This is a genomic window from Novosphingobium sp. (assembly GCF_031417815.1).
In the GTDB taxonomy this organism is placed as follows: Bacteria; Pseudomonadota; Alphaproteobacteria; order Sphingomonadales; family Sphingomonadaceae; genus Novosphingobium.
Window position 1 is genome coordinate 1 of record NZ_JANOWI010000027.1, and the last position, 18,243, is coordinate 18,243.

Genomic DNA, 18,243 nt, shown 5'->3' on the forward strand with positions numbered 1-18,243 from the left:
TCGAGGCCGGCGCTTGCCTGGCGATAGCGGATCAGATCGAGCGCCGTCAGCGCGGGTGAGGAAATGCACATCGCGCCGGAATCGGTCTTGCGCCGCTCGATCCCGCTTTCGACCGACCGCATGTCCTTTCGGAAATAGAAGCTGATCCTCGACCGACCCGCGCGGATCGGTTTCCATTGCCGGTCGATGACAACCTGGAATTCCATCACTGCCTGATGTGCCGCCCCATGCAGTTCGGCCGCTTTCAGCATGCCTACATAGTAGGGGCGGCCGGCATGCTTCATCATCGCATCAATGTACCAGCCAGGCGGTGGCGCTTTCCACTTGAGGAAGCGCGTGGGCGTGATCACATAATAGCCGCGTCGCGGCGCGAAAATGTGTCCGCGTTTCGCCAGTCGAGCAGCGGCATCGAGAAAGGCGCCGTGGCTCACGCCAAGCACTTCCATCGCTTCCTCCCGCGAGAAGCCGATGTGTCCGGTGGACGCCAAATCCTCCGCATATTCGGCGAGGTTGGTTGGGCGTTGAAGAATCATATCAAAAACTCTGCATTCTGACTGGAGTTATTGATATGATTCTCGATCCATTTCAAGGATCATATTTATAAATCTGCGTTTGGCACGGAATTGAGAATATGAAGATGATGGAGTGCTCCAGGATAGCCCCGATGCTTGGCTATGCGATGCTGCAGTCAATCCGACTGTGTGGCGTAGGCGAACCATCTCTTAGGCACGCTCCAACTCGACTCTTCCGGCCGCCGCGACCCTCTGCCTTGCAAGTGAGGTTTCATAGTACGCGATACACCTCACTGTCGGGAGCGAGAAGCTTCAGGCGGCCTTTCGTAGGGGGCGATCGGCGCGGTTGGCGCCACGGTTCAATATCGCGACCATCTCCTCCGACGTGCGGGCCACCGCGAGCCGCAATGCCTCATCTACATGGATATAGCCCTGCGTTATCGTTTGTGCGGCATGTCCAAGCATCGCAGCAATCGTCAGCTCGGAAAAACTGAGATCACCAGCCACGCTGCCAAAGGTATGTCGCAGCGTATGCGGGGTGACATCGGCGATCTTGGCGATCGCACATAGACGCGCAAGGCAATCCCGGGCGGTCGTGATCGGACCGTCGGTGTCCGCAGAGGGAAATACGTGCAAGTTGCCGACAAAAGCGGGTTGGTCCTGGATCAGGGTGATCGCGGCAGCGCCAACCGCTCGTAGCTGTGCATCCCCCTTCGTGTCGGGGAATGCCACATAGCCTCCGCCTGCGTTTAGCCAATCGCGTTGCATCGCCTGGCCCTCTTGGCGACGGAACCCCGTCAGCAGCAACAGCTTGACGATGGCAATTCCGACCGGATTTTCTCCGTTGCGCTCCGCTACAACCATGGCCGCGCCCAGATCCTCGATCTCGGCAACGCTCAGACGCCGCTTCTTCTTGTTGGTCGCGAGCTTTCGGGCGCCCTTCGTGGGATGCTCCTTCAACAGACCCTTGTGCTTTGCATGGCCCAAGACGCTTTGCAGGGTGCTAACCACGCGGGGTGCCACACCCGTACCTCCGGTGCTGACCCCGCCGCGGCCGCCCGTGCGTGGTTTCGCCGTTTTCCCATTTACGACGTCGGTTTGCATCGCCTCGACATCGGCAATGGTCAGGTGGCGAGCGATCCGATGGCCGACCAGTGGCTTGATGTGCGTCTTGATCCGGCTCTCGTCCATATTGAGCGTCGATGCCTTGATGGGTCGGTTGCGCCTGCCAAGGATACGGCCCGCTCTGGCCTCCTCAAGATACCAATCGCACAGTTCGGCAACACTGGCGTCCTTGCGGGCCTGGGCTATCTCCTCGGCGGGGTCGCCACCAGCGGCGACTTCGCCAAGCTTGATCTTGGCCAGATCGCGCGCCTGCTCGACGGTAAAGATGCCATAGCGACCGATCTTCACCCGGCGGGATCGATCTTCGACATTGCGATACTGGATGATGAACGTCTTCGCCCCGGAAGCTCCAACACGGATACCGAACCCTCGGGTCTCCGTATCCCAGTGAAAGGTCTGCCCCTTGTCGGGTGTCGGCAGGGCGTCGATCGCCCTCTTGGTCAGTTTTGCCATGTTCGCTTCGATCCACTACATTCCGGTCTGCTTACGCGGATTATTCTTAGACCAAAAGTAAGCAGGGCGTAAGCAGAAAAGGTCGTTTGAACGGCTACAGGCGGATACAGTGGCGTAGATAAATGTTTAATAACATATTGTTTTAACGTGATATATGGTGCGATAGAGGGCTGTGGAGAAACATTGTTTCAATATTGCCAAGGTTGGGGTCGAGGGTTCGAATCCCTTCGCCCGCTCCAGTTTTTCCAGCAGCATCAGCAATGTGACAGCCGTGGTATCGCGGCCTTGGCTTGCGCCGCTTCGGGCCGCGACGGCGGTTGCGTCAAGTGGCGGGAACCGCCCGGCGGCTTCGTGCGTTCTTGCTTGTGATCCTGTTGCATGGATTGAAGCCGCCTAGTGTCTCCCTCCAAGCTGGCGTGCGAAACTAAGGGCCGGAGCTACGCTCCGGCCCCTTCTTTTGGGTTCAGGCAGCGGTGGCCGTCCCGGCCATGACCTGTCTCCATGCCTAGTCTCTGGGGCCTTGGCGCAGGCTGAATTCCTGCACCGTGCGAAGCGGCACGAACAGCGACGCGCGCAGGCCGTCGGGGGCAAAATCAAGCTCCACGTCGCGGCCCAGTTCGTGCGACACGGTTTTGCGCAAAAGATTGGTGCCAAACCCGAACCGGTCGGGTGCGACCACACGGGGGCCGCCGCGTTCGCGCCATTCCAGCCTTGCAGTCTGCGGATCCTCGAGCGACCAGGAGATCGAAACCCTGCCTTCATCGCGCGACAACGCGCCGTATTTTGCCGCGTTGGTCACCAGTTCATGGATGGCCAGGCCGAGCGAGAGCGCGGTGTTAGGGGCCAGCGCAATTTCCGGGCCGGAAATTTCAGCCTGCAGGTCGTTGGCGGCAAGATAGGGGGCCAGTTCGGCACGCACGATGCTTTCCAGCGTCGCGGCGTTCCATTGCTGCGCGGTGAGAATGTCATGGGTTGCCGAAAGCGCCCTGATCCGGCCCGAAAGGCTGTCGGCGAAACTGTCGACATCGGCTGCCTTGCGCCTGGTCAGGGTGATGATCGACAAGACATTGGCCAGCGTGTTTTTGACCCGGTGGTTGAGTTCCAGCATCAGCGTATTGCGCACTTGCAACTGGGCGCCCTGCCATTCGAAGAATTTGCGTTCATCAAGCGCGGCCATCACGAACTGGCGGGCCAGAAGCAGCGCCAGTCCCGCCATGACGAGCCCGATCAGCACGATCCACATGGTCGATGTTGCCAAAACGGTCGCGCCTTCGATGCCGACCGTAACGCGCCATTGCCGGCCGCCGAAAATAACCAGGCGCGTGGCGTACTTCAGAGACGGCGCGCGCGCGCCCAATGCGCCAATCGCAATTGCAGACCCTGCGGTCACGTCGTCCAGCGCGATATACGATGGCCTGGTCGCCAGGCGCGTTTGCGTCGCGGCAAGAAAATTGTTCCCCCGGTACGCCGCATAAAGCATGCCCTTGAATTGACCGCGTGCGCCGTACACGGGCGAGAACAGCAGGAAGCCATGCTCCTGGCTGCCGGGGTTTTCCTGTGCCAGCACGATCGGCGCCGTTGCGGTGGGGACCCGCGTCCGCAGCGCAGTTTCGATCGCAGCACGGCGGTTCGGTTCGGCATACATGTCAAACCCGATCGCGCGGCGATTGCGTTCAGTGTTCGGGGCCAGGAAGGTGATCTTCATCGATGCCGGCCCACCGGCCCGCGCGGCTGGCCGGGCGAGCGCCCAGCCAATCCCTTCAGCGACCTCCACATCGATCGAGTGCAAGCCGGAGCCAGCGAGTATCTCAAACTCGTCCTGCGTGATCGGCACTTGCGAGAGGAACAGCGAACTGCCGCGCAACATCGCAGCGTGGGTCGTTTCGACCTGACGGAAGAACCGGACAGTCTCCATTGCCGCGCTGTCCAGTCGCTGGCGTTCGGAACGCCGTTCGGCCTGCTCGGTGGTCATGGCCCCGGCAATCACCGACAAGATCACCAGCGCGAATACCATAAGCGGGAACAATCGCGGCCGCCGGGTCAGCCAGGCGTGCGATTCGATCCGCTGTTGCAATTCGGCGTGGAGTTGGTGTGGCATCGCGTTTCAGTCTTTATCCTTTATCGCACTTCTTATCTGGCCAAAGTCCAGTTATCAGCGGGCGCATGACAAATGCTAAAAACATGTCTGCGCTGGTGGTCGAAGATGATCCCATTGTTGCCATGGCAACCGAGGAAATCCTGCGTTCCGAAGGGTATGACCCAGTCGTCATCTGCGCGAGCGCCAGCGCAGCGGTTGAATGTCTGGTCACGCTTGCGCCGCGCGTGCTGGTGCTCGACACCGGTCTCGCTGACCGTGATGACGGTTGGTCGATTGCCGAACTTGTCCGCGAAACCGTCTCGCCCCGGCCGAAATTGCTGTTCGTGACAGGCTCACCTGAGGCGATCCCTTCTGACATCGCCAAGCTTGGCACGGTTCTGGCCAAGCCCTGCACCGAGGAAGACTTCCGCCGGGCGCTGCGCGCGACCTGACGGTCTGCGAAGCCGGATCTGCACCGCGCCGCCGGGGCCGCCAGATGCACATGCGGTTGCGATCTTGGCGTCCTCCATTGCCAGCGCTCAGCCTGTGGCAGGCTTGGCTTTTGACCGCGGCTTGCGCTTTTGCGGACGCTTCGCGGGTGCTTCGTCCTTGCGGTGCAACAGCCCGCCAAGCAGCGCGCTGGCACCGGCGGCGACGCCAAGCGCGATGGCGGTCTTGGGATAACGCCGCAGCAATCGCATCGCCATGCGTGTGCCCGCCGCACCCAGGACAGTATCGACTGCCGTGCGCGCGAAATTGCCGGACGGGCGAAACGAGGTGAAAGCCGTGGCCATTGGGATGCTCCTGCAAACATTTTGCTGATGGAGTAACGCATTGTCGGTCCACGCGGTTCCTTATCATTCGCCGCATTTCTGCAGCAGCGTCAATCGGCAAAAAACAGCGCCTGGCTGATCGCCGCGCGGACCGTCGCCTCGTGAAACGGTTTGGTGACGAGGAACGCGGGCTCGCTGCGTTCGCCGGTCAGCAAACGCTCGGGATAGGCCGTGATGAACACCACCGGGACGCTGGCGCCGCGCATGATGTCATCGACCGCATCGATCCCCGAACTGCCATCCGCCAACTGGATGTCGGCAAGCACCAGACTGGGGGCCTGTTCTGCCGCAAGCGCGACCGCTTGATCGCGGGTTGCGGCCATCCCGCACACTGCGTGGCCGAGATCCTCGACCAGACCTTCAAGCTGCATCGAGATCAGCGGTTCGTCCTCGATGATCAGCACCCGTGCCGGGTTTTCGCCATCGATGACTGCCAGCGCCTCGGCCACCTGCAGTTCGACATCGTCTGCGCTGATTCCGAGAATTTCACCCGCCTGCGCGGCCGAAAAATCTTCCATCGTGGTCAGCAACAGGGCCTGGCGCTGCTGCGGCACTTCGCGCGAAACGCCGAGTGCGGCTGCGGCGCCCGAGCGGTGAAGCTTGCAGAACGCGCTGTAGAGCCCGACCCGCCCGCTGGCCATTTGCGCGACCAGATCACGATCCGACTGGGCCGCTTCGAGCAGCATCCGGACATAGCCATCGCCGGACTTCTGCGTACCCGTCAACGACCGTGCGAAACGGCGCAAATAGGGGAGATTATCTTTGATCGCCTGACTGCTGGCCATGGGCATTCCTTGTAATAATTACGTGCGGCCTGCCAAAGTAGTTCGCAAAGCGCAAAGCAAAATTGGCGCTTGCGCCCTAGCCAGCAGGTATATTGCACAAGGTGCATTTTTATGGTCTCGGACATGGAACCAATGCGCGAACTGCGCGTTTGGTTCCCGATATGCTGAGTACAAATGAAATGTCTGACGCGCCAAGCAAGCCTACCGACCAGGAAAAGGGTGCTGGCAAGCCTCTTTCGGATCCCGATTCGCGGACCATCACGATCGGGCTCAAATCACTGTACCGGACCGTCATCGAGGAGCCAATCCCGGATGATCTGATGGATCTTCTGAACTCGCTCGACGACAAGGGATGACCGTGAGCCATTCCGATACCATGGCACCGCCCAGGGTCATCACGGGTGACGAGTTCAAGGCCGAAATGCGCGCCGCCCTGCCGCATCTGCGCGCCTTCGCCCGCAACCTGGCGCGCGATCCAGACCGGGGCGACGATATCGTCCAGGAAGCCATGCTCAAGGCCTGGGCCGCGCGTGACAGATTCACCCCCGGCACCTCATTCAAGGCCTGGCTGTTCGTGATCGCCCGCAACATATTCCTGAGCGAAATGCGCCGCGCAAAATTTCATGGCGAATATGATCCCGATGTCGCTGCCAGGATTTTGGTCACGCCGGCCAGCCAGACCGATACGGTCGCGCTTGGCGATCTGCAGCGCGCGCTTTACCAGCTGCCGCTGCAACAGCGCGAGGCGCTGCTGCTGGTTGGCGCAGGCGAGCTTGCTTACGAGGAAGCGGCGCTGATCTGCGATTGCGCCGTCGGCACCATCAAGAGCCGGGTTTCGCGCGCCCGCGCTGCGCTGGAAGCGATCTTGGAAAGCGGGATCCTTGAGCAAACGCGGGCGGATTCCCCTGCTGCATCGCAGGCCTTTGATTCGATCCTCGCTTCGGTACCGACCCTTCCTGCTTCGCAGCGCTGATTGCCGCAGTGGAACCGCTTGGCGGTTCGGTGCGTTTCTGACCCGGTGCACAGCAACGCGCAGAAACACGGAGCAAAATCATGAACCTCATCATTCTTCTCATCGTCGGCGGTCTCATCGGCTGGGTTGCCAGCATGATCATGCGCACCGACGGCCAGCAGGGCATTATCCTCAACGTCGTGGTCGGAATTATCGGTTCGCTGCTTGCCGGGTTCGTCGTGACCCCGCTGATCGGCGGAGCACCGATCACTTCGGGCGGCATTTCGGTCACCACCGTGCTGGTCTCGCTGCTCGGGTCGGTCGTGCTGCTCGCCCTGATCAACCTGTTCCGTCGCGGTTCGGTGCGTTAGTCGCGCCGCGCAGCCCGCGCCAGTCGCGGGCCTGATCCAAAAACCAAGTCCTGAAGGGCGGCGCGAAATGTGCCGCCCTTCCTGTTTGAAAGCCAATCCCATGATAGACCTGATCCCGCTGCCCTATGCCGCCGATGCACTGGTACCGCATATCTCGAAAGACACGCTTGAGACCCACCACGGCAAGCACCACGCCGGCTATGTCAAAAAGACCAATGCCGCGATCGCCGACACGCCGCTGGCCGATGCCCCGCTTGAACAGATCATTGCGAGCGCCGAGGCTGACAAGGACAGGAAGCTGTTCAACCAGGCCGCGCAGGTCTGGAACCATGGGTTTTACTGGCATTCGCTGAGCGCGAAGCCGACCAGGCCCGGCGCCGCGCTGGCCGCGGCGATCGCCAGGGATCACGGCTCGCTTGATGCCCTGCTCAAGGACCTGGGCGAAAAGGCCACTGCCCACTTCGGATCGGGGTGGGTGTGGTTGGCCGAAAAGGGCGGCGCGATCGTGATCGCGCAAAGCCACGATGCCGCCACCCTGGCGACCGGCGATACCAAGCCCTTGCTGGTCATCGATGTGTGGGAACACGCCTATTACCTCGATCGTCGCAACGCGCGCGATGCCTATGTCGCGGCGGTGACCGGGGAATTGCTCAACTGGCAGTTCGCAAGCGAGAATTTCGAAAACAAGGACGTCTGGACCTACCCGGGCTGATCGGCTTCGTCATCACCATCGGGCGGCAGGAACAAGGGCTCGCCAAACAGGAAGCCCAGGAGGTTCGGCCGCCCGATCCGATCGAGCACCACGCCGATGATGATTGTCAGCGGGATCGCCAGCACCGCGCCGGGCGCACCCCAGATCCAGGTGAAATAGCTGAGCCCGATCAGCAGGCTGGCGGGATGCATCAGCAATCGCTGGCCGACGATCGCCGGGGTAATCAGGTTGGCTTCGACCGCGTGCAGGCCAAGATAGCACAGCGCCGGGACTAGCCCGAACCAGACCGAGCCAAATTCGACAATACCCGTGATCCCCAGCAGCAAGGCGGTGACGATCGGGCCAACATAGGGAATGAAGTTGAGGATCGCGGCCAGACCGCCCCACATGATCGGGTTCTCTAGGCCCAGCAACCAGGTGCCGCCCGCAACGATCGCCCCCATCCCCAGATTGATGAGCGCCACCGTACCGACATAGTGCGAGACCTTGTCCTGCACATCGCGCACCGTGCGCGCAGCGGTCAGGCTGGCGGACACCGTATCGCGTTCGAGCAGCAGCGAGCGTTTGATGCCAACGCGCGAGCGGACGAAGAAATAGACCAGCAGCAGGGTCAGGAAATATTCGAGCAGCGCACCCGGTGTGCTCAGTGCCATCGTGGTCAGCAGATCCGAACCGGCCGTCAGCGCTGAGGAATCGCGCATGATCCGCTCAAGGTCGAAGACCGTCCCCATTGCCCCCAGCCAGACTTTGAGATCGCGGAGGATCTCGGTCGCCCGGACGCTCAGCTCGGGAAGCTTGGCCAGCAGCGCGATGGCGGGCTGCATGATTGCAACGATCACCACCACCGAAACCGCCGCAAAAAACAGCACCGCGAGTGCCGAGGCGAGGCCATTGCCCAGCCCCAGCCGGACCAGCCGATCAGCCACTGGGGCAAGGATAACCGTGATCACGAAGGCCGAGGTGAGCGGAAGAAAGAATGCCGCCCCGGCACTGAGCACGAAGGGCAGCGCCAGGAACAGCGCGAAACCGATCAGCAGGGTGAGCGTAGACAGGTGCCGGTCAAGCACATGCTCGGTGCCGGACAAGGGATCAGGCCGCGTGGTCATGGACCGCACATAACCGCCATTGACCCGGCATTGCAAACCCGGCCTGAACATTGGCAGGGCCAGGCCTCTGCGCTGTGATTGGGGAAAAGTCTGAGGACTGCGACGGCGGGGGAGGGGGGAGGGGGTCGCTGGGTCGCAGTCCTCAAGGCTATGCAACGGTCACCGCGCTGCTTGGTTCCGCGGGATCGAAAAAATTCCTGCGCGGGCGGCGCGCCACCGCGCCGATCACCCCAGGCACAGGCCTGCGCGCCGGGACCGCGGCGCTGTTCTGTCCGGCGGTGTCACAATCGACTTTCTTTCGCCCGCGATCGCGTTAGGTTGGGCTTAGAACAGAAGGCTTGGGGGAGACCGAAATGCACAGTGCAGAAACACCGGCGCGCGGCACTGTGGGCCGCAACGTTTCGTCCGGCCTGATCGTGCTGCTGTTTTTCGGGACGATCATCAATTACGTCGATCGGCAGGTGCTCTCGCTGCTCAAGCCCAGCATCGAGGCTGCCTATGGCTGGGGCGATGCCGAATTTGCCCATTTCGCCTCGATGTCGCAGCTGGCGGCGGCAACCGCGCTGATTTTTGTCGGCTGGTTGATCGACCGGTTCGGGGTGCGCCGGGCCTATGGTGCCGCCGTCGGGCTGTGGAGCCTTGCCGGGATTGCCCACGCCTTCGCGGTGACCGTCGGCCAGTTCGTTTCCGCACGGATCGCGCTGGTGGCGGCGGAATCGATCAACACCCCGGCCGCGGTCAAGGCCGCCGCGCTTTACCTGCCGATCAAGCAACGCTCGATGGCGCTAGGGATCGTCAATACAGCGCCCAACCTGGGCAACATCATCGCCCCGCTGACGGTCATTCCTTTTGCCGCGATCTATGGCTGGCAGTCCGCGTTCATCGTCACAGGACTGATCGGGTTCGTGTGGCTGGCGTTCTGGATCGCTGGCACGCGGCGCTTGCAGCCGGTCGCCACCATGCTGGCCGAAGATGCGTCGAAGCCTTCGATCCGCGAAGCGCTGTCCGACCGGGTCACCTGGGCGATCGCCGGGGCCAAGGCGCTGACCGACATGTTCTGGTGGTTTTTCACCTTCTGGCTTCCCGACCTGTTCGTCAAAGTGTTCGGCCTGACGCAGAAAGAGCTGATCGGCCCGACCGCGCTGGCCTTTACCCTGGCCGCCATCGGCGCGCTGACCGCCGGGGTGCTATTCCCGCGGCTGCTGTCGCGCGGGCTCAGCGTCAACAAGGCGCGCAAGACCGCGATGCTGATGTATGCGCTGGTGATCGTGCCGATCCCGCTGGCGCTGACCGCGGCCAGCCCGTGGACCGCCGCCGCGATCATCGGCATGGCGCTGTTCGCACACCAGGGCTTTTCAACCAACATCTTCGGCTTCGCCGCCGATACGGTGCCGACTTCGCGGGTCGGCACGGTAATGGCGATCGGCGCGATCGCCGGCAACCTCGCCGGATTCGGGATTCAGGAAACCACTGGCTGGCTGCTGACCAACGGCCATGGCTATGCCCCGCTGTTCTATGGCGCTGCCGTTGCTTACCTGACTGCGCTGGGGATCATCCACCTGCTGGTCCCGCGGATCGTGGCGCGCGACGAAGCGTCGGCCTGACCCAGAGCCCGCAATGAAAAAGGCCCCCTGCCTTGCAGCAGGGAGCCTTTTTCTTGGCCGGATTGGCCTAGCCGCGATCAGAAGCTGACGCGCGCGCTAACCCCCCAATACCGGTCCGCATCGCGCGGGATCTGGTAGCGATACGAACCGCTGACCCCGCCATTGATGATCGCCGCCGGATAGGCCTTGTCGAACAGGTTGCGGACCTGGAGGCTGAGCTTCCACTTGGAATCCACGTCCATCACCGAAACCGACATGTTGACCAGCATGTAACCCGGGATCGTCCCCAGCTGGCGCTGCACCGGATCGGGCGCGAACAGCGAAAGCTGGGCAGACTGGAAGTTGGTCGAAATGCCCAGCCCCACATCGAAAGTCTTGCCAGTGACGAAGCGCTGGTCGAGCGCCAGCGAACCCTTCCAGGTCGGGGCATATCCCAACTTGGTCCCCGACGGGATGATCGCGGTGGGCGCCGCACCGGGGGCGGCCTTGAACTGATCGACATGCGCATCGGTAAGCGCAAGGCCGCCCGACAGCGTGGTGTTGCGGCTGGGGCGGTAGTTCCAATCCAGCTCAAGCCCGCGGGTTGAAACGCTGCCGGCGTTGGTAAAGCGTGTAACTACCACAGTCGCCACCAGATCGGGGTTGTTGGCCTGGAAGTTCTGATACTTTGCGTAAAACACCGCGATGTTGAGGGTCAGCTTGCCGCCGGCCAGCGTGTTCTTGATCCCCAGTTCGACCGAGTCGGAGGTTTCCGGCTCGATCACATTGGTGCCGGTTGAAGCCAGATTGAAGAACACGTTGTAGGCCGGGCCCTTATAGCCGCGGGCATAGCTGAGATACCCCATCATGTCGGGCGAGAAGTCATACTGGATCGCGGCCTTGCCCGACAGGTTGTCGTTGCTGGTTTCGGTCCGGTACGGAATTCCGTTCGATGAGGTGACGGCCAAGCCTGCCGCTGTGTTCGGCGCGGTACCGCCTGCGACCAGCACCAGGTACTGATTGTAAACGCCCTGATCGAAATTGGGCTGGATGCCTGGAGCCGCTGCCGGCGTGGCGCTGGAAACGCGCGAATGGAATACCGACAGCTTGTCATTGGTGTAACGCAGCCCGCCTACGATCCGGCCCCGGCCGTCTTCGCCGAACTTGAGCGTAACCTGGCCAAAGGCGGCGAAGTTGTTGAACACCGACCCGAACGTGGCCGAACCGGTCGAAACCGTTGAGGGATTGGCGTTCACGCTGCCGCAGGGGATCAGCACCCCGGTGGGCGCACCCACTGCAGCGGTGCAGGCGGTGACAACGCGGGTGAAGGTCCGTTCGCTTTCAGCGCGCGAATAATAGGCGCCCAACACATAGGACACGGTCTGATCAGCCGGCGAGGTCAGCCGCAGTTCCTGGCTGAAGGTGGTTGACGTCTGCGGGCCGTTGTCGTGCAGCTGATTGAAGCCGACATAGGCCATCGGCAACCAGTCACCATCGCGGATTTCGGTGTTGTCCCAGCCGCGATAGGCGGTGATCGAGGTCAACGTGTGGTTGCCAAGGCTGAAATCGACCTGCCCCGAAACGCCCCAACCCTGTTCTTTGGTCGCGGTGACGAGGTTCTGGTTGACCGCGCGGGTCTTGGCCCCGGCCGGTGTCGGCAACACGCCGAAGGCCAGGCTGGTGGAAGGCACGCCGGCCCCGGTCAGCGGGCCGGTGGCGATGATATCGGCGCAGCAATCATCATCGTTCTTGTAGTAATCGGCGGCCAGATAGACGCGCAGGTCGTTGCTGGGTTCGTACAGGAACTGTCCGCGCGCACCGTAGTGCTTGTAGCCGTTGACCTTGTTTCCGGTAAAAGTGTTCTGGATGTTGCCATCGTATTCGCCGTAAAAGCCCGTCAGCCGCACGGCAGAATTGGTGCCGACCGGTGCGTTGACCGAGCCTTTCACGCGCACTTCGTTGCCTTCGAAATAGCTGGCTTCGATCGACCCGCCCAGTTCCTGGCGCGGCATCTGGGTGGTGATGTTGACCACGCCAGCCGAAGCGTTCTTGCCGAACAGCGTGCCTTGCGGCCCGCGCAGCACTTCGATCTGGGCGACATCGACCATGTCGCTGAAGGCTTCGCCCGAACGCGAATAGACCACGCCGTCAACCACGGTCGAGACCGAGGGTTCGCCGGCGATCGAGAAAGTGGCGGTTCCGACTCCGCGCAGGAAGATCGTCTGGTTAAGCGTGGTGCCGGACTTGAGGAAGTTGAGCGAGGGCACCATCTGCGCTGCGGTTTCAATGCTGGGACGGCTGGCATCGGCGAGGCGTTCACCGCTCAGCACCGAAACCGCGAGCGGCACGCTCTGCAGGCTTTCCTTGCGCTTTTGCGCGGTGACCACGATGTCGCCGGGGGCGGCATCATCAGCAGTGGCAGCTTCTTCCGAAGTGCCCTGCGCCATGGCCGGACTGGCCAGAAGCGAAAGCGACAAGGCCACCAGCGGCAGGGCCGTAGCCGTACGAAGTGCGGATTTCATGCGAAAGTCTCCTCCCAAGGTGGCCCTCCGGTTTGTCCGGACTGGCGCAGCATCAGACGGCAGGCCCATGCCTGCGCTTGTCCAACGCGCTTGAATTGCGTCGAATGCCGCGATATGTCAAGCGGTGTCATACAGGACGACGTGCGGTGTTGCGCTATAGCGACACCAGCGGGCGCAACGGGATAGGATTGGCTTGGAAGCGGCGTTTTCCAGCGTTGAGACGGGGTTCGACCTGCACTTTGCAGGGCGGCTGGTGCTGTCGCACCGGGCCGATCGCCCGGCCCTCGCCATGGCGCGCGGCAATCCTGCTATCGCCATGTATCGCGGCAATTTCCGGATCGACGATACGCCGAGCGGGCAGAGCGAACCGGCCGAATGCCGGGTCTTACCCGAAAGCGTCACGCTGTTTGACCAAGGCAGACCCGCCGCCAGGCTGAGCATGGCTGGACACCGGCTCACGGCCGAACTGCTGCGTCCGGGTTACGACCGGATCGACCTGCGCTTTCATGCCGAACCGGGCGAGGCCGTGTGGGGCGGCGGCGAGCAGATGAGCTATCTGACGCTGAACGGGCGGCGGTTTCCGATGTGGACCAGCGAGCCGGGCGTCGGGCGCGACAAGTCGACCGAACTGACCCGCCAGATGGACGAAGCCGGGATGGCCGGCGGGGATTACTGGAACACCAATTACCCGCAGCCAACCCTGCTCACGTCGCGGTGGCTGGCGCTGCACCTTGATGCCAGCTGCTACAGCGTCATCGATTGCAGCGATCCTGCCACGCACCGGATTGAGGCCTGGGCTGCGACCGCCACATTCGAACTGTTCGCCGCCGAAGAACCGCAGGATCTGGTCGGCCAGCTGTCCGCCCGCTTTGGCCGCCAGCCACCGCTGCCCGATTGGGCAATCGGCGGGACGATTGTGGGGTTGAAAGACGGCGCACGCAGCTTTGAACGGCTTGAGCGTTTCATCGCTGCCGGCACCGCGGTTTCGGGCCTGTGGTGCGAGGATTGGGCCGGGATCCGCGAGACCAGCTTTGGCCGCCGCCTGTTCTGGGACTGGCGCCGCAGCCACCAGCGCTATCCGGACCTGCCCGAGCGGATTGCCGCACTGGCCAGCCGCGGCATCCGTTTCCTGGGCTATGCCAACCCCTATCTCGCCACTGACGGCATCCTGTTCGAGGAAGCCGCCGAACAGGGCCACTTTTGCCTGCGCCAGGAGAGCGACGCGATCTACCTGGTCGATTTCGGCGAGTTCGATTGCGGCGTGATCGATTTCACCCGCGAACAGACCCGCGTCTGGTTTGCCGAAAAAGTACTGGGCCGCGAAATGCTCGATATCGGCATGGCCGGGTGGATGGCCGATTTCGGCGAGTACCTGCCCACCGATGTGCGGCTCGCGGATGGCTCTGACCCGCTCGAAGCGCACAATCGCTGGCCGGTACTGTGGGCCGAGGTCAACGCCCGCGCGGCCGAAAGCCGGGGCAAGACCGGTGATGCGGTGTTCTTTATGCGTGCCGGTTTTTCGGGTGTGCAGGCGCATTGTCCGCTCCTTTGGGCGGGCGATCAGTCGGTCGATTTTACCCGCCATGACGGGATCGGCACGGTGATCACCGCTGCGCTTTCGGCCGGGCTGGTCGGCAATGCCTACAGCCACTCGGACTGCGGCGGCTATACCTCGCTGCTTGGCAATGTCCGGACCGAGGAACTGCTGCAGCGCTGGTGCGAACTGGCCGCATTCGCGCCGGTGATGCGCAGCCACGAAGGCAACCGGCCCGACGACAACCTGCAGTATGACAGCACGCCCGAACTGCTGGCCTGCTTCGCTCGCTGGAGCCGGGTCCACGCACACCTTGCGCCTTATGTGCGCCGCCTTTGCGAAGAAGCCGTGCAAGGCGGCCTGCCCGCCCAGCGCCCGCTGTTCCTGCACTATCCGCACGATGCTTCGCTCTGGACCGTGCAGGACCAATACCTCTACGGTGCCGATCTGCTGGTGGCCCCGGTCATCGAAGCGGGGGCTGAAATGCGCGCGGTGGTCCTTCCCGGAGAAGGGCCCTGGCGGCATTGCTGGAGCGGCGAACTTTTCGCCCCCGGCACTCACACAGTCACCGCCCCGATCGGTCAGCCACCGGTGTTCTATCGCCCGGACAGCGCCTTTGCGCCGCTGTTTGCCGGGCTGGCAGGGGTGCTGGGGTCATGAGCGAACGTTCGAACATCCGCGATGTGGCGGCCAAGGCCGGGGTGGCGGTGAAAACCGTCAGCCGGGTGCTCAATGGCCATCCCTATGTCAGCGCCGATACCAAGGCCCGGGTCGAGGCGGTGATGCACGATCTCGATTTCCGGCCCAGCATCGCCGCGCGGATCCTCTCGGGCGCGAAAAGCAACCAGATCGCCCTGATCTATGACAATCACAGCCCCTACTACATGTTCCAGATCCAGACCGGATGCTGGGAAACCTGCAAGGCACGCGGCATCCGCCTGCTGGCCCAGCCGGTCGATGTGACCGATCCCCGGGTGGGCGATCAGGTCCGCGGACTGGTAACCGAAACCCATGTCGACGGGATCATCCTGTCCTCCCCGGTCACCGATTGCGAGGCCGTTCTCAAGGCGCTCGACGGGCTCGACATTCCGTTCGTGCGGATTTCGCCTGGCACCAATCACGCGCTGACCAGCTCGGTTTTCATGGACGATGCCCAGGCCGCCGACGATATGACGACGCACCTGATCAACATGGGCCACCGCCGGATTGGCTTCATCAAGGGTCATCCCAATCACGCCGCTTCGGACGACCGCCTGTTCGGCTATCGCCGCGCGCTTGACCGGGTCGGGATCGCTTTTGAACCATCGCTGGTCTGCGAAGGCGAATTCGATTTCGACAGCGGCGTGCGCGGCGGAAATGCGCTGCTCGACCTGCCGCAGCGGCCCACCGCGATTTTCGCCTCGAACGACGACATGGCGGCGGGCGTGCTGGCCGTGGCACACGATCGCGGGATCGACCTGCCGGGCGAACTTTCGGTCGCCGGGTTTGACGATACCACGCTCGCCCGCACCGTCTGGCCGCCGCTGACCACGATCCACCAGCCGATGGCCGAGCTGGCCCGCTCTGCCACCGAAATCCTCATTGCCGGCGGCGATATCAATCACCGCCGCCTGCCCCACACTCTCGTCGAGCGCGCCTCTGTCGCGCCGCCAGCCAGGACAACATCATGAGCCAATTGCCTGCCCCGCCTGCCGCCCGCCAGCTTGGATCCTCGGGGATTGCGGTTTCGCCGATCGCCTGGGGGATGTGGCGATTGGCCGAAGGCGGGCGCAGCGCTGCGGACGCCGCGCGGCTGGTTCATGCCGCGCTGGATGCCGGGATCACTCTGCTCGATACCGCCGATATCTATGGTTTCAACGGCAGCAGCGGGTTTGGCGATGCCGAGGCGCTGCTGGGCGAGGTGCTGGCGGCCGAACCCGCGCTGCGCGGGCGGATGGTGCTGGCCAGCAAGGGCGGGATCATGCCGCCGCGGCCCTATGACCAGAGCGCGGCGTATCTGACCGCCGCGCTCGACGCCTCGCTGGCCCGGCTCAAGACCGATTGCATCGATCTCTACCAGATCCATCGCCCCGACATCCTGGCCCACCCGCACGAAGTGGCGCGGGTGCTGGATGATGCGGTCAGTGCAGGCAAGATCCGCACCATCGGCGTGTCGAACTTCACGATGCCGCAGATCGCCGCGCTCAATCAGTTCCTCGGCCACAAGCTGGCCAGCACCCAGCCCGAGATCAGCCCGCTGCGGATCGATTGCATCGAGAACGGCGAGCTTGATCAGGCGATGATGCTGGGGCTGACCCCATTGGCCTGGTCGCCGCTTGGCGGTGGCCGGCTGGCCAGTCCAGCGGGCGCAACGCAGCTGGCGGTCGCGTCCGCGCTCGATGTCGTGGCCAAGGCGCAGGACATTTCGCGCTCTGTCGCTGCCTATGCATGGCTGATGGCGCATCCCGCCGGGATCGTACCGATCGTCGGATCGCAACAGGCCGAACGGATCGCCGAAGCTGCAGCTGCAACGCAAGTCCGCTGGACCCGGACCGATTGGTATGCGGTGCTGGTTGCCGCCCGAGGAGTGCCCCTGCCATGATCCAGCCCCAATCCCAGCAGTGCGAGATTTCCTGGTTTTCGGCCTTGTGCGATGACGATTACGAATTTCTGGGTGTACCCGATCCTTCTCTGGCCTCAAGCTGGGAGCATTGCCGCAGCATCGTCCAGCGCGCCGAAGAGGGCGGGTTTGACAACGTGCTGCTGCCATCGGGCTATCAGCTTGGCCTTGATACCACCGTTTTCGCCGCCGCCGTGGCCACCCAGATCAAGCGGATCAAACTGCTGTGGGCCACCCGCATGGGCGAAGACTGGCCGCCGCAGCTGGCCCGCCGGATCGCCACGCTCGACCGGATCCTGGGCGCCGATGCGCAGGGCAACGGTCGGCTCAACGTCAACATCATCTCCTCCGACATGCCGGGCGAAAAGATCGAAAGCGGCCCGCGCTATGCCCGCGCGACCGAAATCATGCAGATCGTGCGTACGCTGCTGAACGGCGAACACCTCGATTTTCAGGGTGAGTTTTTCAACCTCAGGCTCGATCCGCCGCGGATCAGCACCTTGTCCGGCAAGTGCCCGGCGTTCTATTTCGGCGGCCTGTCTCATGAAGCGCGCGAATGTGCTGCCGAAGCCGCCGATGTCTACCTGATGTGGCCCGATACGATGGACAAGGTCCGCGAAACCGTCACCGACATGAAAGCCCGCGCTGCCGCCAAGGGCCGCACCCTGAAATTCGGCTACCGGGCCCACGTGATCGTGCGCGAGACCGAGGATGAGGCGCGGCGCTACGCCGACCGGCTGCTGTCCAAGCTGGATGAAGCGGCCGGGCAGGCGATCCGCGAGAAATCGCTCGATGCCAAGAACTTCGGCGTCCAGCGCCAGCAGGAATTGCGCGGCGCGGCGGACGGCGACGGGTTTGTCGAAGACAACCTGTGGACCGGGATCAGTCGTGCCCGTTCGGGCTGCGGCGCGGCGATTGTCGGCACGCCCGATCAGGTGATCGCAAAATTGCGCGCCTATCAGGACGCGGGGATGGAAGCTTTCATCCTCTCGGGCTATCCCCATGTGAATGAGTGCGACATGTTCGCGCGCTATGTTCTGCCGCAGCTTCAGCACGGCCCGCTGACGCTTTAGGCCGCT

The 18,243-nt window shown here is 63.0% G+C and carries 17 protein-coding genes; 10 read left to right on the forward strand and 7 right to left on the reverse strand.

The window, feature by feature from the left end:
* The 3 genes from RMN99_RS06900 to RMN99_RS06910 all read right to left on the reverse strand — a co-directional run.
* Positions 1 to 533 (reverse strand): type IV toxin-antitoxin system AbiEi family antitoxin (locus tag RMN99_RS06900; RefSeq protein ID WP_309622566.1); only part of this gene is annotated, 533 nt, incomplete at its 3' end.
* 291 nt (positions 534 to 824) lie between these two features.
* The gene (locus RMN99_RS06905; protein ID WP_309622567.1) at positions 825 to 2,090 is read right to left on the reverse strand and encodes an integrase family protein; all 1,266 of its coding nucleotides are present in this window, start codon (positions 2,088 to 2,090) and stop codon (positions 825 to 827) included.
* Positions 2,091 to 2,595: 505 nt separating this feature from the next.
* Positions 2,596 to 4,188: an HWE histidine kinase domain-containing protein gene (locus RMN99_RS06910; RefSeq protein ID WP_309622568.1), complete on the reverse strand. Its 1,593-nt coding sequence runs from the start codon at positions 4,186 to 4,188 to the stop codon at positions 2,596 to 2,598.
* Between the two features lie 65 nt (positions 4,189 to 4,253).
* Between RMN99_RS06910 and RMN99_RS06915 the strand changes: the two genes are divergently transcribed.
* Positions 4,254 to 4,619 carry a response regulator gene (locus tag RMN99_RS06915; protein WP_309622569.1) on the forward strand — a complete coding sequence of 122 codons (366 nt, stop codon included), beginning with the start codon at positions 4,254 to 4,256 and terminating at the stop codon, positions 4,617 to 4,619.
* Positions 4,620 to 4,706: 87 nt separating this feature from the next.
* On the opposite strand, the gene RMN99_RS06920 is transcribed toward RMN99_RS06915, so the two are convergent.
* Both RMN99_RS06920 and RMN99_RS06925 read right to left on the reverse strand, forming a co-directional pair.
* Positions 4,707 to 4,961: a hypothetical protein gene (locus RMN99_RS06920; RefSeq protein ID WP_309622570.1), complete on the reverse strand. Its 255-nt coding sequence runs from the start codon at positions 4,959 to 4,961 to the stop codon at positions 4,707 to 4,709.
* A gap of 89 nt (positions 4,962 to 5,050) precedes the next feature.
* Positions 5,051 to 5,785, reverse strand: a complete 735-nt coding sequence (locus RMN99_RS06925; RefSeq protein ID WP_309622571.1) for a response regulator — start codon at positions 5,783 to 5,785, stop codon at positions 5,051 to 5,053.
* 161 nt (positions 5,786 to 5,946) lie between these two features.
* On the opposite strand from RMN99_RS06925, the gene RMN99_RS06930 reads away from it, so the two are divergent.
* The 4 genes from RMN99_RS06930 (at position 5,947) to RMN99_RS06945 (ending at position 7,820) form a co-directional block, all read left to right on the forward strand.
* Complete coding sequence (locus tag RMN99_RS06930) at positions 5,947 to 6,141, forward strand: NepR family anti-sigma factor (protein ID WP_309622572.1); 195 nt, start codon at positions 5,947 to 5,949, stop codon at positions 6,139 to 6,141.
* The gene (locus tag RMN99_RS06935) at positions 6,138 to 6,758 is read left to right on the forward strand and encodes a sigma-70 family RNA polymerase sigma factor (RefSeq protein WP_405029530.1); all 621 of its coding nucleotides are present in this window, start codon (positions 6,138 to 6,140) and stop codon (positions 6,756 to 6,758) included. Before RMN99_RS06930 ends, RMN99_RS06935 begins: the two co-directional genes overlap by 4 nt.
* Positions 6,759 to 6,838: 80 nt before the next feature.
* Entirely contained in the window at positions 6,839 to 7,108 is a 270-nt protein-coding gene (locus RMN99_RS06940) for a GlsB/YeaQ/YmgE family stress response membrane protein (protein WP_309622573.1), read from the forward strand.
* 85 nt (positions 7,109 to 7,193) lie between these two features.
* On the forward strand, positions 7,194 to 7,820 hold the full coding sequence (locus tag RMN99_RS06945) for a superoxide dismutase (RefSeq protein WP_309622574.1): 627 nt from the start codon (positions 7,194 to 7,196) through the stop codon (positions 7,818 to 7,820).
* Here the strand turns inward: RMN99_RS06945 and RMN99_RS06950 are convergent.
* Entirely contained in the window at positions 7,808 to 8,926 is a 1,119-nt protein-coding gene (locus RMN99_RS06950; RefSeq protein ID WP_309622575.1) for an AI-2E family transporter, read from the reverse strand. The genes RMN99_RS06945 and RMN99_RS06950 overlap by 13 nt on opposite strands.
* Before the next feature lie 353 nt (positions 8,927 to 9,279).
* Here RMN99_RS06950 and RMN99_RS06955 point away from each other — a divergent pair, with 353 nt between their 5' ends.
* Entirely contained in the window at positions 9,280 to 10,530 is a 1,251-nt protein-coding gene (locus RMN99_RS06955) for an MFS transporter (protein WP_309622576.1), read from the forward strand.
* A 77-nt stretch (positions 10,531 to 10,607) separates the two neighbouring features.
* Here the strand turns inward: RMN99_RS06955 and RMN99_RS06960 are convergent, their stop codons facing one another.
* Positions 10,608 to 13,031, reverse strand: a complete 2,424-nt coding sequence (locus tag RMN99_RS06960; protein WP_309622577.1) for a TonB-dependent receptor — start codon at positions 13,029 to 13,031, stop codon at positions 10,608 to 10,610.
* Positions 13,032 to 13,224: 193 nt separating this feature from the next.
* On the opposite strand from RMN99_RS06960, the gene RMN99_RS06965 reads away from it, so the two are divergent.
* From RMN99_RS06965 to RMN99_RS06980, 4 genes are read left to right on the forward strand one after another with little or no spacing between them, the layout of a single operon-like run.
* Positions 13,225 to 15,225: an alpha-glucosidase gene (locus RMN99_RS06965; protein ID WP_309622578.1), complete on the forward strand. Its 2,001-nt coding sequence runs from the start codon at positions 13,225 to 13,227 to the stop codon at positions 15,223 to 15,225.
* Positions 15,222 to 16,235, forward strand: a complete 1,014-nt coding sequence (locus tag RMN99_RS06970; protein WP_309622579.1) for a LacI family DNA-binding transcriptional regulator — start codon at positions 15,222 to 15,224, stop codon at positions 16,233 to 16,235. Before RMN99_RS06965 ends, RMN99_RS06970 begins: the two co-directional genes overlap by 4 nt.
* Positions 16,232 to 17,146, forward strand: coding sequence for an aldo/keto reductase (locus RMN99_RS06975; protein WP_309622580.1), 915 nt, complete (start codon positions 16,232 to 16,234; stop codon positions 17,144 to 17,146). Before RMN99_RS06970 ends, RMN99_RS06975 begins: the two co-directional genes overlap by 4 nt.
* On the forward strand, positions 17,143 to 18,237 hold the full coding sequence (locus RMN99_RS06980) for an LLM class flavin-dependent oxidoreductase (RefSeq protein WP_309622581.1): 1,095 nt from the start codon (positions 17,143 to 17,145) through the stop codon (positions 18,235 to 18,237). Before RMN99_RS06975 ends, RMN99_RS06980 begins: the two co-directional genes overlap by 4 nt.
* Positions 18,238 to 18,243: the final 6 nt, after the last annotated feature.

Coding starts and splice junctions, on each gene's coding strand:
- RMN99_RS06975 (WP_309622580.1), top strand. CDS start 16,232: ATGAGCCAATTGCCTGCCCCGCCTGCCGCCCGCCAGCTTGGATCCTCG.
- RMN99_RS06905 (WP_309622567.1), bottom strand. CDS start 2,090: ATGGCAAAACTGACCAAGAGGGCGATCGACGCCCTGCCGACACCCGAC.
- RMN99_RS06925 (WP_309622571.1), bottom strand. CDS start 5,785: ATGGCCAGCAGTCAGGCGATCAAAGATAATCTCCCCTATTTGCGCCGT.
- RMN99_RS06930 (WP_309622572.1), top strand. CDS start 5,947: ATGCTGAGTACAAATGAAATGTCTGACGCGCCAAGCAAGCCTACCGAC.
- RMN99_RS06920 (WP_309622570.1), bottom strand. CDS start 4,961: ATGGCCACGGCTTTCACCTCGTTTCGCCCGTCCGGCAATTTCGCGCGC.
- RMN99_RS06910 (WP_309622568.1), bottom strand. CDS start 4,188: ATGCCACACCAACTCCACGCCGAATTGCAACAGCGGATCGAATCGCAC.
- RMN99_RS06950 (WP_309622575.1), bottom strand. CDS start 8,926: ATGACCACGCGGCCTGATCCCTTGTCCGGCACCGAGCATGTGCTTGAC.
- RMN99_RS06980 (WP_309622581.1), top strand. CDS start 17,143: ATGATCCAGCCCCAATCCCAGCAGTGCGAGATTTCCTGGTTTTCGGCC.
- RMN99_RS06940 (WP_309622573.1), top strand. CDS start 6,839: ATGAACCTCATCATTCTTCTCATCGTCGGCGGTCTCATCGGCTGGGTT.
- RMN99_RS06935 (WP_405029530.1), top strand. CDS start 6,138: ATGACCGTGAGCCATTCCGATACCATGGCACCGCCCAGGGTCATCACG.
- RMN99_RS06955 (WP_309622576.1), top strand. CDS start 9,280: ATGCACAGTGCAGAAACACCGGCGCGCGGCACTGTGGGCCGCAACGTT.
- RMN99_RS06970 (WP_309622579.1), top strand. CDS start 15,222: ATGAGCGAACGTTCGAACATCCGCGATGTGGCGGCCAAGGCCGGGGTG.
- RMN99_RS06960 (WP_309622577.1), bottom strand. CDS start 13,031: ATGAAATCCGCACTTCGTACGGCTACGGCCCTGCCGCTGGTGGCCTTG.
- RMN99_RS06915 (WP_309622569.1), top strand. CDS start 4,254: ATGACAAATGCTAAAAACATGTCTGCGCTGGTGGTCGAAGATGATCCC.